The sequence below is a fragment of the Gallintestinimicrobium sp. genome (genome assembly GCF_046968865.1).
Classification (GTDB): Bacteria; Bacillota; Clostridia; order Lachnospirales; family Lachnospiraceae; genus Gallintestinimicrobium; species Gallintestinimicrobium propionicum.
In genome coordinates, this window is sequence record NZ_JBKVPW010000004.1 from 167,187 (window position 1) to 180,857 (window position 13,671).

Below are 13,671 nucleotides of genomic sequence, written 5' to 3' on the forward strand. Positions count from 1 at the left end.
TTCATGTTGAAAAAGAAAATGACGAAGGTACTGACGGGTGTTTTAGCCATATCCATGCTGTCGGCCTGCGGCTCGGCGAGCAAAATGGCGATGGAATCCGCCTATGATACGACTGCGTCAAACTACAGTGCTGCGGGCGGTGTATATTATGACAGCGGCGACTATGAGTATGCCGAGGAAGTATCGGAAGAAAACGGCTCGTCCCAGGCGGAAACCGTAGAAAAGGGAGAGACGACCGGGCGCAAGCTGATCCGAAATGTGGATATGGACGTAGAGACGGAAAGCTTTGACGCGCTCCTTGCGTCTGCACAGTCTCAGGCGGAGGAGCTTGGAGGCTACATAGAAAGCAGCAGCATTTCCAATAGCAGTTATGCCAGTTCAACGTCTGCTGCCAGAAGCGCACGTCTGACGGCAAGAATTCCTTCGGAGAAGCTCGACGGCTATCTGGCGGGAATTTCCAAGCAGTCCAATGTGACGAGAAAATCTGAATCCACAGAGGATGTGACGCTGCAGTATGTGGATCTGCAGAGCCATAAAAAGGCACTTCTGGCAGAACAGGAAAGCCTCCTTTCCATGATGGAGCAGGCGGAATCCATCGAGGATATCATTGCGATCAATGAGCAGCTGACCGATGTGCGCTATCAGATCGAAAGCATGGAATCCCAGCTTCGTACCTATGACAATCAGGTGGATTACAGCACGGTCAACCTCTATATCGACGAGGTGGAGCGCTACACGCCAGGAGCGGCAAAGAGCGCGGGTGCGCGGATTGCAGAGGGCTTTTCTGCAAATATTTACAGGGTTGGAAGCTTTTTCAAAAATTTCGCAATTGAATTTATTATTCTCTTGCCGATCCTGATTGCGATTGCAATCGTACTCGGAATTGCGATTCTGATTGTACGGATAATTATCAAGATAAGTGAAAAGCATCAGGCGGGAAAAAAGACATCGGCAAAAACAGAAATTAAAACCGGGGACAGATACAGACAAAAACCGGGAAAGGAACAGATACATGGCGCAGAACAAACAGAAAAAAGCGGGCTTTGCAACGCTGGTAGGACGCCCGAACGTGGGCAAGTCCACACTGATGAATCATCTGATCGGACAGAAAATCGCGATCACATCCAATAAACCCCAGACGACAAGAAACCGGATTCAGACCGTCTATACGGGACCGAAGGGACAAATTGTGTTTCTGGATACGCCGGGCATTCATAAGGCGAAAAATAAGCTCGGCAACTACATGGTAAAGGTGGCGGAAAGCACATTTTCCGATGTGGACGTCATTCTCTGGCTGGTAGAGCCGACGACCTATATCGGTGCCGGGGAACGGCATATCCTGGAGCAGTTAAAACGCAGCAGGCTGCCGGTCGTTCTCGTGATCAACAAGATCGACACCGTTCCTAAAACAGCTGTTTTGGATGCAATGGAAACCTACCGCAAAGAGATGGATTTTGCAGAAATCGTCCCGGTATCGGCACTTCGCAGCAACAATACCGATACGCTGTTGGACTGCATTTTCAAATATCTTCCCTATGGAGAGCCATTCTACGATGAAGATACGATCACAGACCAGCCGCAGCGTCAGATCGTTGCGGAGATGATCCGCGAAAAGGCGCTGCGCTGTCTGGAAGAGGAAATTCCCCACGGCATCGCAGTGGCGGTCGAACGGATGGAATTTAAGGAGCATATCGTCAATATCGATGCGACGATCATCTGCGAGCGGGATTCCCACAAGGGAATTATTATCGGCAAGCAGGGCAGCATGCTCAAAAAGATCGGTTCTCAGGCGCGCCGGGATATCGAGGATATGCTGGAATGCCAGGTCAATCTGCAGCTCTGGGTCAAGGTCAAGAAGGACTGGAGAGACAGCGATTTCCTCTTGAAAAACTTCGGTTACAACCCTGCGGATACCAGACCGGACAGATAGAACGCTCTTTTTTCTGAGGGAATAAAAAAGTTCAAACCGCTTATCCTATGAGGGACGTAAAAGCTGTCGGAGACGGCAGATTGGATACATGGGAGGCGGTAAGGATGAATGAAAGAAGCTACTGGGATCAGTTTTTAAAAACCGGGCGTGTGGAGGATTATCTGCAGTACCGGAATCAGATACAGGAAAGAAATGCGCTCCGGAACCGGGCGAAGTTACACGAGAGCAGCTCGTTTACTTCGTCCTTCCGTGCAAAGGCGCAGGGACAGGATGGGGAACAACATGCAGGATCGGATCAAAGTGCTCGGGATCGTTCTGAAGGCAGAACCGATCGGGGAGTATGACAGGAGAGTCGTGATCCTGACTCGGGAAAAAGGAAAAATATCCGCTTTTGCAAGGGGAGCCAGAAAGCCGACAAGCGCTTTTCTGGCTCCTACCAGTCCGTTTACCTTCGGGACGTTCGAGCTGTATGCAGGGCGAAATTCCTACAGTGTCTGTGATATTTCAGCGGACTGCTATTTTGAAGAGCTGCGGCAGGATTTTGAGGGCGCCTATTACGGAATGTATTTTCTGGAGCTGGCGGATTACTGCACGCGGGAAAATAACGACGAGCGCGAGGTGTTAAAGCTTTTATATCAGTCCCTGCGGGCGCTGACGGTAAAAAGCATCCCGCGCAGGCTTGTGCGATGCATCTACGAAATCCGGCTGATTGTGGCAAACGGGGAATTCCCGGGGCTGCCGCAGGGCAATTTTTCCGAAACGGCGTTGTATGCAGTCGAATTTATCGCAGGGACGCCCGTGGAAAAGCTTTACACATTTACCTTAAAAGAAGAAGTGCTTGCAGAGCTTGTGCAGATTGCAGAAAAATACCGGAGGGATTTTCTTCCGGGTGAATTTCATACCCTGGAGATCCTGGAAACGTTATAAAATGACTTTGTAAAGTTATGGGTTGAAAAAGAAAGGGCGGTCGGCTATAATAGTTAAGATCATAGCATCGGCAGATAAAGAGCGGATGCAGATGAGAGGGAGCAGATAAATGACGCGAAAATGGATCATGCGCGCACTGTGTATCCTGTGTCTGGCAGCGATGCTGACGGGATGCGGCAGGGAGCCGGAAGTAACCGAGACCACGATTGAAGTCAAAAAAAATGGTCAGGTGGTTCACACGATTATAGAAGATTTTTCCGAAAGCTATTATAATCTGGATGAGCTGGAAAGTACGATTCAGCAGGCATGCGATACTTATAATGCTTCGGCTGGAAAAGAAGCGGTTGTGCTGAAAGCGGCAAAAGAAAATGACGATCATACGGTAACGGTCGTGATGCAGTATGCGGACGCTTCTGCTTATTCTGCTTTCAACAAACTGGCATTGTTTGTTGGAACCGTAAAAGATGCGTTTAATGCAGGCTATGATCTGAATGTCACGCTTTCTTCCCTGAAGGGAGACGGAGAGCAGATCGGCAAGGAAGACCTCCTCAAAATGGGAGAAAAGCACATTGCAGTTGTGCGGGAAGCGGTTAATGTCAGAGTATGGGATAAGGTCCGGTACGGTTCGGAGGATGTCGAGGCGACAGCGAATGCCAAAACAGTATCCGTAACCGACGCAGATGTGCTGACCTATATTCTGTTTGATTAAAATCTGTGCAGTCAAAGGAGAAAAACGATGGAAAAGACAATGGACAAAATTGTATCGCTGGCAAAAGCGAGAGGGTTTGTATATCCCGGTTCCGAAATTTACGGCGGACTTGCAAATACATGGGATTACGGTAACCTCGGCGTAGAGCTGAAAAACAACGTAAAGCGCGCATGGTGGAAAAAATTTATCCAGGAGAACCCTTACAACGTCGGTGTGGACTGCGCGATTCTGATGAATCCCCAGACCTGGGTTGCATCCGGACATCTGGGCGGCTTTTCTGATCCGCTGATGGACTGTAAGGAATGCCACGAGCGTTTCCGTGCAGATAAGATCATCGAAGATTATGCACAGGAGCACAATATTGATCTGGGAGGCTCTGTAGACGGCTGGAGCCAGGAACAGATGATGCAATTCATCGAAGATAATCAGGTTCCCTGCCCGACCTGCGGCAAACACAACTTTACCGAAATCCGTCAGTTCAACCTGATGTTCAAGACTTTCCAGGGTGTTACGGAGGATGCAAAGAATACGGTATATCTGCGTCCCGAAACCGCGCAGGGTATTTTCGTAAACTTCAAGAACGTACAGCGTACTTCCAGAAAGAAAATCCCGTTCGGTATTGGTCAGATCGGTAAGTCCTTCCGCAATGAAATCACACCTGGCAACTTCACGTTCCGTACCAGAGAGTTTGAGCAGATGGAGCTGGAATTCTTCTGTGAGCCTGACACCGACCTCGAATGGTTCGCATACTGGAAACAGTTCTGTATCGACTGGCTGCAGACTCTGGGCATCAAGCCGGAAGAAATGCGTGTCAGAGACCATGAAAAAGAAGAGCTTTCCTTCTACTCCAAGGCTACAACGGATATCGAATTTTTATTCCCCTTTGGCTGGGGCGAGCTGTGGGGCATCGCTGACCGTACCGATTACGACCTTTCCCGTCATGCAGAGGTTTCCGGTCAGGATCTGTCTTACTTTGACGATTCCAAGAATGAAAAATATATCCCTTATGTTGTTGAGCCGTCTCTGGGTGCAGACCGTGTCGTTCTGGCATTTTTATGCGCTGCTTATGACGAGGAAGAGCTGGAGGGCGGAGATGTCCGTACTGTCCTTCATTTCCATCCTGCTCTGGCACCGGTTAAAATCGGCATTCTGCCGCTGTCCAAGAAGCTCAACGAGGGTGCAGAAAAGATCTATACCCAGCTGTGCAAGAAGTACAACTGCGAATTTGACGACAGAGGAAATATCGGTAAGAGATATCGCCGTCAGGATGAAATCGGTACGCCGTTCTGCGTTACCTACGATTTCGAATCCGAGACAGACGGCTGCGTAACCGTTCGTTTCCGTGATTCTATGGAGCAGGAGCGGGTTGCGATCGCTGATCTGGACGCATACTTTGCAGAAAAGCTGGATTTCTAAGAATTTTTAAGCTGGCTGTGTATAATCGAGTACACGCTTTGTGGGTACTTAATTCTGTGAATTAGAAAGATCCGTCTTTTCCGTGTGGATTCCACATGGAGAAGGCGGATTTTTTTGCAAATGGCGCGGGTGAATTGTATTGCGCGTGAACGGCTCCTTTTGGCAACATTTTGCTGTTTGTGAAAGATTTTGTTTGTTCTGCGACAAAATTTGGCAGGAAAACTAAAAACTGCACAAATAAAAAACGAATATATTGTTTGACTTTACATATTTTAATGTGTTAGAATGATTTTATGAGAAAAACAGTCCGGCATAATGCTAAATGACTGTAAATACAGACCAAAGGGGGACCATTACAATGGCGAAATGGGTGTATTTATTCAGGGAGGGAAATGCGGATATGCGCAACCTCCTGGGCGGAAAAGGTGCGAACCTTGCAGAGATGACGAATCTCGGGCTGCCGATTCCACCCGGCTTTACCGTGACGACAGAGGCCTGCACAGACTACTATAACCATGGCAGGTCAATTTCTGAAGAAATTCAGACACAGATTTTTGATGCACTGGCACTTTTGGAGGAAAAGCTCGGCAAGAAGTTCGGAGATACCGAGAATCCGTTGCTTGTGTCGGTACGAAGCGGAGCGAGAGCTTCGATGCCCGGTATGATGGATACGATCCTGAATCTGGGCTTGACCGATATTTCGGTCGAAGGCTTTGCCAAACGGACAGGCAATCCGAGATTTGCCTACGATTCTTACAGACGCTTTATTCAGATGTTCTCAGATGTTGTCATGGAAGTTCCCAAATCGTTATTTGAACGGGTCATTGATGAAATAAAAGAAGATCGGAAAGTTCACTTTGATACGGAGCTGACGGCGGAGGATCTAAAAGAGGTGATCCGGCGTTTTAAAGAGATCTATAAGGAAAAAATGGGCGAAGAATTTCCGCAGGAGCCGCGGGTTCAGCTGATGGAAGCGGTAAAGGCGGTATTCCGTTCGTGGGATAATGAAAGAGCTATCGTATACAGAAGAATGAATGACATTCCGGGGGACTGGGGAACTGCAGTCAATGTACAGTCGATGGTATTCGGAAATATGGGCAACACCTCCGGTACAGGCGTTGCCTTTACGAGAAACCCCTCCACCGGAGCAAAGGGCATTTATGGCGAATATCTGATCAACGCACAGGGTGAGGACGTTGTTGCAGGAATCCGTACGCCGCAGCCCATTACCCGACTGGAAGAAGACCTGCCGGAATGCTATGGGGAATTTTTGAAAATTGCAAACCGTCTGGAAGAGCATTACCGTGATATGCAGGATATGGAATTTACCATCGAAGACGGAAAGCTGTATTTCTTACAGACCAGAAATGGCAAGCGCACGGCGCAGGCGGCTCTGCAGATCGCATGCGACCTTGTGGATGAAGGGATGATCACGCCCCAGGAAGCCGTCAGCAGAATTGAGGCAAAATCTCTGGATCAGCTGCTGCATCCTGCCTTTGATCCGGATGCATTGAAAAAGGGAACCGTAATGGGACAGGCTCTTCCTGCATCTCCTGGTGCAGCTGCCGGTAAGATCTATTTTACTGCAGAGGAAGCAAAGGAAGCCCATGAGGCTGGCGAACGTGTCATTTTAGTACGTCTGGAAACTTCTCCGGAGGATATCGAGGGGATGCATGCTGCAGAGGGCATCCTGACTGTGCGCGGCGGTATGACATCCCATGCTGCAGTTGTGGCAAGAGGCATGGGAACCGCATGTATTTCCGGCTGCGGAGATATTGTGATCGATGAAAAGAAAAAGCAGTTTACATTAGGCGGCAAGACCTACTTTGAGGGGAATTATATTTCCCTGGACGGCTCAACCGGTAAAATTTACGACGGCGATATTCAGACACAGGAGGCTTCGATCAGCGGCAACTTCGGCAGGATCATGAGCTGGGCGGATTCCTTCCGTAAATTGAAGGTTCGCACGAATGCAGATACGCCTGCAGATGCGGCAAATGCGGTACGTCTTGGTGCAGAAGGGATTGGACTTTGCAGAACAGAGCACATGTTCTTTGAACCGGAGCGAATTCCGAAGATCCGTAAAATGATCCTTTCCAAAACCGTGGAAGAGCGCGAAAAGGCGCTGGAAGAGCTGATTCCGTTCCAGAAGGGCGATTTCAAGGCGCTTTATGAAGTAATGGAGGGGAAACCTGTTACGATTCGTTTCCTGGATCCGCCGCTGCATGAGTTTGTTCCGACAGACGAAAAGGATATCGAAGCACTGGCAAAGGATATGAATCTTTCTGTTGAGGAAGTAAAGAGCACCTGCAGTGAGTTGCATGAGTTCAACCCGATGATGGGTCACAGAGGCTGCCGGTTGTCCGTTACATATCCGGAAATTGCAAGAATGCAGACAAGAGCGGTGATCGAAGCGGCGATTGAAGTAAGTAAAGAAAAGGGCTTTGAGATCGTTCCGGAGATCATGGTTCCGTTGGTTGGCGATAAAAAAGAGTTGAAATTTGTCAAGGACGTAATTGTGGAAACTGCTGAAAAGGTTAAGGCAGAAAAAAATTCGAATTTGGTTTATCATATTGGAACGATGATCGAAATTCCAAGAGCAGCACTTCTGGCAAACGAAATTGCAGAAGAAGCCGAATTTTTCTCCTTTGGTACCAATGATCTGACTCAGATGACCTTTGGCTTCTCCCGTGACGACGCAGGAAAATTCCTGGTGGATTATTATAAGAGTAAGATCTATGAATCTGATCCCTTTGCAAAGCTTGACCAAAACGGCGTAGGACAGCTGATCGAAATGGCAGTCACAAAAGGTCGTTCCCAGCGTCCGAACTTAAAGATCGGTATCTGTGGTGAGCATGGCGGCGATCCCTCTTCTGTTGCATTCTGCCATAAGGTTGGAATGGATTATGTATCCTGTTCTCCGTTCCGTGTACCGATCGCGAGATTGGCTGCTGCACAGGCTGCAATTGCGGACAAGAGGAATTAGGCAACAATATATTTATTTCTGCAGCTTAACGGTAACGAGAGCAGATGTGCAGGCATTTATGGCTGAACATCCAGAGTATACAAAAGCGAACAGATTTAAAGATATTGAAGTAAAAGTCTATATATAAAGTTCTGCAAGGGAAAGCATTTATTGCTTTCCCTTGTTTGATGTTTGGGAATAAGCCCTTTTATTTGGGTTTGCTCCCTTTTTTTATTCTAATATCTATAAGGAGCATTCCTGTTAAGTAACAAGTAACCGGTTTGCCAAAAATGAGTGCAACCCATAGAATAATGATTGTTAACTGGCCGGTTGACAAATCATCGTTCAAAGGAGACACCCACAAATGAATTATAAGCAGAATGAAAAAATCAATCAAGTAAAAGAATCAACTTTGGTAGTCGGAATCGATATCGGAAGTACAACACAGTACGCCAGGGCATTTGACTGGAGAGGCATTGAGCTTGGAAAAGTCTTTCCGTTCAGCAACAGCAGAGAAGGTTTTGAAGACTTTAAAGTATGGATGCAGCATTTGCAGGACAAGTACAGAAAGTCAGATGTAATCGTAGGTATTGAGCCGACAGGTCATTACTTGTTTGATCTTGGCGCTTATCTTGAGGATGAGGGCATCCTCCTGGTTATGGTTAACCCCTATGCGGTAAAGCAGACCAAGGAACTGGATGACAACAGCCAAAGCAAGAATGACAGGAAGGATCCGAAGGTGATCGCAAAGCTGGTTACCGAGGGCCGGTATTCTGCACCGTATACACCGGATGGTGTGTATGCTGATTTAAGAATTATGGTGGCCAATCGTAAGAGACTCATCAGGGAGATGACCCAGATCAAAAACAGATTTGCCAGATGGTTCGCCATATATTTCCCCGAGTACACAGATGTGTTTGGGGACTATGAAGCACAGAGCAGTATGCTGCTTCTAAAGAAAGTTTGTACTCCGGAAGCAATCGTGGAACTGGGAGCCGAGAAAATCAATCAAATCTGGCGTGATGCAAAGCTAAGGGCTGTAGGAATGAAAAGGGCAACGACCCTGTGTGAGACAGCAAAACGCAGCATCGGCTTAAAGAAAGGCTCTTCGGCTGCCCGGTATGAAATGAAACTGTTGCTCGAGGATTACGAATACAAAAAGGCACAGCTGGACGCCGTTATGGAGGAGATAGAAAAGCTGTGCAGGAAGATACTCGAAAGCAGGCAGATGCTTGCCATCAAAGGTATAGGAGTGATCACGGTAGCCGGATTTCTGGCAGAAGTGGGTGATGTGAGGCGTTTCGAATCACCCAGACAGATACAAAAGCTGGCAGGACTCTCATTACGGGAAAATAGCTCGGGAAAGCACAAAGGACAGACGACCATAAGCAAAAGAGGTCGGAGTAAGCTGCGAGCAGTACTGTTCAATGCGGCAATTCCATTGATAGCGAAGAACCCGGAGTTTAAGTCATTGCATGAGTATTACACGACAAGGGTGAACAATCCGCGCAAGAAGAAACAATCCGTGATTGCCATCAGCTGTAAGCTGATACGGGTCTTTTATGCCATCCTGGCAAAAGAGTGACCTATGATGCACAGAAGTTGATTTCTGACATTCACAGGCAGCCGCAGGCAGCGTAAGAAGACCAACTGTGAGATTCAGGAGACGTCCGCCGAAAGGCGCTGAAAGGAACAGAAGAATTTCATAAACATAGAGAGCCAAGTCAGATTTATTTCCATCAGAGCAGAGACTCAGCGAAGGAGCATCATGACGCCCCTTTATGGATAAGCAGAACGAAGGAATTAAGGACCCAGAAGTAAAGGAGATCCTGTATGACATGGGAGGTTAGGCTGCCGTAAGGAGTTGGGGAAAGAAAGGCCGATCATAGCAGAATAAGACGACGTCTTGTTTTGTGTACCCTAAACATCCGAATATCCATGATTTATGGCCAAGGGGAATGACATAGACTTAGAAAATATCTCTATGAAGAAATGAAAATGTGAGAAAAAGCGAGTTAACAAGAGAAAAACAAAGATTATTATGGAAGGAATCGCGATAATGTTTACCGTAGAAGAGATGAATCTGATTCAGGCGATGAATCACACTTGTCGAAGAATGGCGATTTTCGACATAAAAACCAGTATCACGAATATCGGGGACCATGAATTGAAGGAGCTCTGCAAGAAGGCGCTGAAGAAAATGTCGGCTATGACTGACGCAGATTTCGTTGCTATTGACTTTACCGTGTATGAGGGGATGAGAAAAATGAGTGATTGGCATGATGGATTTGCTGAGCCCATGCATGATACTCCGGCAGATAAGGATCCGCTGATTGCAGCGATGGAGGCAGCCGGTTATACCTATGACGGACTTGAAAGCACCAACGATAATCTCCGTTTCTTTGGCGAAGGCGGTCAGGTCATTACCATGGGCGGCTGGCATGAATGCGAGGAATGGTTGAATGGTGTTGTCTTCGACGATCCCCAGGTGATGAACCGTGTGGAGATCATTTTTCATCCGGAACGGTTTCCGGAAAAAGATCCCGGAAGAGCTGCCCTTCGTGCTGTGGAAGACGCGGTGGAGCAGAATGACAATAGCTTTGACGGTATCATCAATAACCTTCCGGAACCGGATCCGACGCTTCAGGCATGCAAATGTGCCGATGAGGAGGCAAAGCAGTCTGTGCTTGCAAAGCTGAAGGAGCAGCAGCTGCATGAACCTCCTCACAGACCGGAGTGTCCTTTTATTTTCTGCGGTCCGGAGGAAAGAGTTCGTGAGTAAAAATAAACATCAGGAGGTACCCCATGCAGGCAAGAGATAAATGGGTCCACTTCGTAATGTCTTAGGAAGAACTGGAGCGCATGCAGCAAAAGATGGATGAACTGGGTATCCGCAACAAGAGCTCTTATCTTCGAAAGATGGCGCTGGACGGCTACTGCATCAACCTGGAACTGGATGATGTAAAGGAAATGGTCTCCCTTCTTCGATACTGCAGCAACAATCTGAATCAGTATGCCAAGCAAGCCAATGAGACCGGCTCTATCTATGCGGAGGACATTCAGGATCTGCAGAACAGGCAGAATGAAATCTGGGAAATTGCGAAAGAGATTCTGGCAAGGCTGGCGACGATCCAGTAAAGAAACGGTGTGGCAGATTGCTGTCACACCGGATACATAGGAAGCACCGGAGTGCTGCGTAACTGCGTTACTCCCGCCCTCCGGCGAAGATGCGCAATCCGAGCTATCGCTCTACTTGCTTATCTTCGTGCATTCGTCAAATGGATGCAGATATGCTCGTGCAAGCACGGCAATCTGATCCATCTGACTCATTGCTTCGTTGACATCTTTGACTTCGGAAAAATCGCTTTATAGACTATACTCAAAAAACCAAAAGAGGACTCGTTTATGTGGCTGATCAAACTCCCTTTTCGAATACTCGCGCTGCCGATCATGGCAATTGTTGCCGTACTCTCTATCTTCTACTCCCTCGCCTTGAACCTTTCGGCGATGGTCGCCGGACTGGTGTATCTGGTATTAGGCGTCTGCATTGTGATGCTTCTTTTTCAGCATGCCTGGATTTACGCAGCGCTCCTATTTGGTTTTGCCGTTCTGGTGTTTCTGGCAATCATGTTTGCTGAAGTAGTTTCTCTCGGGCTGGAAGCATTGACCGGGAAATTGTCGAAATTTATCTTTTCATGACGAATCATAACTTAACGGACCTGAGGAATTGAAATGCCTCAGGTCTTTTCTTTTGCAAAAAATTGAGAAAGGAGCGGATGCCCATGGCAGCAACCAGACTGATTCCCATGCATGTGAATAAGGGAAAAACCCTCGCCCAGAGTCTGGGCGACAGAACGGATTATGCGAAGAATCCGGAGAAGACAGACAAGGGTGAACTGGTCACCGGGTATCAGTGTGATCCCATGACCGTGGATGAAGAATTCATGCTGTCCAAACGCCAATATGAGCAGATCACCGGCCGCCTCCAGAGGCATGAAGTGATTGCTTATCAGATCCGTCAGTCTTTCAAGCCCGGCGAGATCACACCGGAGGAAGCAAACCGATTGGGACAGGAACTGGCTCTCCGTTTTACAAAAGGCAAGTATGCCTTTATCGTAGCAACTCATACGGATCGGGCCCATGTCCATAATCACATCGTTTTCAATTCCGCTTCCATTGACGGAACCAGAAAGTTTAAAAACTTCTGGCTATCCAGCATTGCCCTGCAGCGAGTCAGTGATCTGGTCTGCCTGGAAAACGGCCTATCCGTTATTACTCCGAAGCCATACAGGGAGCTTGCAAAACGAACGGACTACCCTCGCAGAGTGAAAAACAGAGATGTACTTTGTGAGGATATCGATGCTGTTCTGCAGAAGAAGCCGGAATCCTTTGAAGCATTTCTGCAGGAGCTGCGGACACTGGATTATGAGATAAAATGCGGAAAGCATATTTCCGTCAAAGGGAAAAATCAGGCCCGTTTTATCCGCCTGTCCTCTCTGGAGTACGGCTATACCGAGGCAGATCTGCGAGTTCATTTCCTCGGGCAGCAGGAACACAAGTCGAGAGAAAAACGCAACTACCACACAGATGCCCGTCCCTTCAATCTTGTCATTGATATCCAGAGCAAACTGCAGAATAAAGGTGCCGGATATCAGCGCTGGGCATCGGTTTATAACCTGAAGCAGATGTCGAAGACGCTGCTTTTTCTGCGGGATCATAAGATTGAAAGCATGGAGCAGCTGAACCAGCTTGTGCAGCAGCAGACTACCAAAAGGGACGCCCTTCTCTCTACTATTCAGCAATCGGAAAAACGATTGGCGGAGATCGGCACTCTGAAAAAGCATATCATCAACTATTCCAAAACGCGGTTCACTTATGAGGAATACCGCAAGGCTGGTTACAGCAAAAGTTTCTGGAAGCACATCGGGAAGAGATTACGATTCATAAAGCGGCAAAGGCTGCCTTCGATGAATTGGGTGTAAAGAAGCTTCCAAGGGTAAAGGATCTCAGTATGGAATATGCTGAGGTGCTGGCAGCAAAAAAGCAGATCTATGCCGAATACAGACTGGCGAAAAATGATGCCCAGGAGCTTCTGATTGCCCAGCAGAATATTGCTTCTCTCTATGATGCAGAGTGCAAGGAGGAAGAGCAGAAACGCCGGAAAGATGAGCAAAGTCATTAAGTCTGGCAAATCAAAAGGTCTGAGTGACAGTCATAGTGCTGTTGCTCAGGCCTCGCTTTTTTTAGTGTTTCGAAGAAACGCGCAGCCATCACAAAGTGATGATCGATAAGGGTTTTGGAATATCCCAACAAGCAAGTTGTCCCGTTTCGGGATAACGCTGTTTTCGCAGGACTTGGCCAAGGAAACATTGCTTGCAAATTAGTGAGGTGCATAAAATTTTGAGCACAAGGTGGTACAAGATAGATTGATTCTATTCGTTTAACGGATTATAATAAACAATGGATTGATGTGATTTTTTGTTTGATGGACGAGGAGCAAATATGGGGTTTTTATCAACAACACAAGCATCTAAAAAATGGGGAATATCTCCAAGAAGAATTCAGGTATTATGTGCGGAAGGACGTATTCCGGGTGTGTTTAGAGTCGGAAACACATGGGCTATTCCAGAGGAAGCCCAAAGGCCAAAAGATGCACGTATTCGCAGCGGACGATATATTAAGGGCGCTTCCATTAGTTAAATGTGTGTAGACTGGGAGGAAGAT

The 13,671-nt window shown here is 47.5% G+C and carries 13 protein-coding genes and 1 pseudogene; all 14 read left to right on the forward strand.

Going from position 1 to position 13,671, the window contains the following annotated elements; genetic code table 11:
- The first annotated feature begins 3 nt into the window (after positions 1-3).
- Positions 4-1,131: a DUF4349 domain-containing protein gene (locus ACLTOQ_RS05700; RefSeq protein WP_412319028.1), complete on the forward strand. Its 1,128-nt coding sequence runs from the start codon at positions 4-6 to the stop codon at positions 1,129-1,131.
- Positions 1,013-1,930 (forward strand): GTPase Era, encoded by a 918-nt coding sequence (gene era / locus ACLTOQ_RS05705; protein ID WP_412319030.1) that lies wholly within the window; start codon positions 1,013-1,015, stop codon positions 1,928-1,930. The genes ACLTOQ_RS05700 and era overlap by 119 nt, the downstream gene beginning before the upstream one ends.
- Before the next feature lie 104 nt (positions 1,931-2,034).
- Positions 2,035-2,274 carry a hypothetical protein gene (locus ACLTOQ_RS05710; protein WP_021914136.1) on the forward strand — a complete coding sequence of 80 codons (240 nt, stop codon included), beginning with the start codon at positions 2,035-2,037 and terminating at the stop codon, positions 2,272-2,274.
- Positions 2,213-2,857 (forward strand): DNA repair protein RecO, encoded by a 645-nt coding sequence (gene recO / locus ACLTOQ_RS05715; RefSeq protein WP_021914137.1) that lies wholly within the window; start codon positions 2,213-2,215, stop codon positions 2,855-2,857. Before ACLTOQ_RS05710 ends, recO begins: the two co-directional genes overlap by 62 nt.
- Positions 2,858-2,966: 109 nt before the next feature.
- A complete protein-coding gene (locus tag ACLTOQ_RS05720; protein WP_337427781.1) occupies positions 2,967-3,566 on the forward strand; it encodes a hypothetical protein in 600 nt (199 codons plus the stop codon).
- A gap of 27 nt (positions 3,567-3,593) precedes the next feature.
- A complete protein-coding gene (locus ACLTOQ_RS05725; protein WP_021914139.1) occupies positions 3,594-4,982 on the forward strand; it encodes a glycine--tRNA ligase in 1,389 nt (462 codons plus the stop codon).
- Between the two features lie 358 nt (positions 4,983-5,340).
- Positions 5,341-7,968 carry a pyruvate, phosphate dikinase gene (gene ppdK, locus ACLTOQ_RS05730; protein ID WP_412319031.1) on the forward strand — a complete coding sequence of 876 codons (2,628 nt, stop codon included), beginning with the start codon at positions 5,341-5,343 and terminating at the stop codon, positions 7,966-7,968.
- A 343-nt stretch (positions 7,969-8,311) separates the two neighbouring features.
- Positions 8,312-9,588, forward strand: a pseudogene (locus ACLTOQ_RS05735) (IS110 family transposase).
- Between the two features lie 418 nt (positions 9,589-10,006).
- Positions 10,007-10,729 (forward strand): transposon-transfer assisting family protein, encoded by a 723-nt coding sequence (locus ACLTOQ_RS05740; RefSeq protein WP_412319032.1) that lies wholly within the window; start codon positions 10,007-10,009, stop codon positions 10,727-10,729.
- Between the two features lie 71 nt (positions 10,730-10,800).
- Positions 10,801-11,085, forward strand: coding sequence for a plasmid mobilization protein (locus ACLTOQ_RS05745; RefSeq protein WP_412319054.1), 285 nt, complete (start codon positions 10,801-10,803; stop codon positions 11,083-11,085).
- 267 nt (positions 11,086-11,352) lie between these two features.
- Positions 11,353-11,646 (forward strand): hypothetical protein, encoded by a 294-nt coding sequence (locus ACLTOQ_RS05750; RefSeq protein WP_412319033.1) that lies wholly within the window; start codon positions 11,353-11,355, stop codon positions 11,644-11,646.
- Positions 11,647-11,729: 83 nt separating this feature from the next.
- Positions 11,730-12,929 carry a relaxase/mobilization nuclease domain-containing protein gene (locus ACLTOQ_RS05755; RefSeq protein ID WP_412319034.1) on the forward strand — a complete coding sequence of 400 codons (1,200 nt, stop codon included), beginning with the start codon at positions 11,730-11,732 and terminating at the stop codon, positions 12,927-12,929.
- Between the two features lie 29 nt (positions 12,930-12,958).
- Entirely contained in the window at positions 12,959-13,129 is a 171-nt protein-coding gene (locus ACLTOQ_RS05760) for a hypothetical protein (RefSeq protein ID WP_412319035.1), read from the forward strand.
- Between the two features lie 320 nt (positions 13,130-13,449).
- Entirely contained in the window at positions 13,450-13,647 is a 198-nt protein-coding gene (locus ACLTOQ_RS05765; protein ID WP_412319036.1) for a helix-turn-helix domain-containing protein, read from the forward strand.
- The last annotated feature ends 24 nt before the right edge of the window (positions 13,648-13,671 follow it).

Coding starts and splice junctions, on each gene's coding strand:
- era (WP_412319030.1), top strand. CDS start 1,013: ATGGCGCAGAACAAACAGAAAAAAGCGGGCTTTGCAACGCTGGTAGGA.
- ACLTOQ_RS05750 (WP_412319033.1), top strand. CDS start 11,353: ATGTGGCTGATCAAACTCCCTTTTCGAATACTCGCGCTGCCGATCATG.
- ACLTOQ_RS05720 (WP_337427781.1), top strand. CDS start 2,967: ATGACGCGAAAATGGATCATGCGCGCACTGTGTATCCTGTGTCTGGCA.
- ACLTOQ_RS05725 (WP_021914139.1), top strand. CDS start 3,594: ATGGAAAAGACAATGGACAAAATTGTATCGCTGGCAAAAGCGAGAGGG.
- ACLTOQ_RS05760 (WP_412319035.1), top strand. CDS start 12,959: ATGGAATATGCTGAGGTGCTGGCAGCAAAAAAGCAGATCTATGCCGAA.
- ACLTOQ_RS05765 (WP_412319036.1), top strand. CDS start 13,450: ATGGGGTTTTTATCAACAACACAAGCATCTAAAAAATGGGGAATATCT.
- ppdK (WP_412319031.1), top strand. CDS start 5,341: ATGGCGAAATGGGTGTATTTATTCAGGGAGGGAAATGCGGATATGCGC.
- ACLTOQ_RS05710 (WP_021914136.1), top strand. CDS start 2,035: ATGAATGAAAGAAGCTACTGGGATCAGTTTTTAAAAACCGGGCGTGTG.
- ACLTOQ_RS05700 (WP_412319028.1), top strand. CDS start 4: ATGTTGAAAAAGAAAATGACGAAGGTACTGACGGGTGTTTTAGCCATA.
- ACLTOQ_RS05755 (WP_412319034.1), top strand. CDS start 11,730: ATGGCAGCAACCAGACTGATTCCCATGCATGTGAATAAGGGAAAAACC.
- ACLTOQ_RS05740 (WP_412319032.1), top strand. CDS start 10,007: ATGTTTACCGTAGAAGAGATGAATCTGATTCAGGCGATGAATCACACT.
- recO (WP_021914137.1), top strand. CDS start 2,213: ATGCAGGATCGGATCAAAGTGCTCGGGATCGTTCTGAAGGCAGAACCG.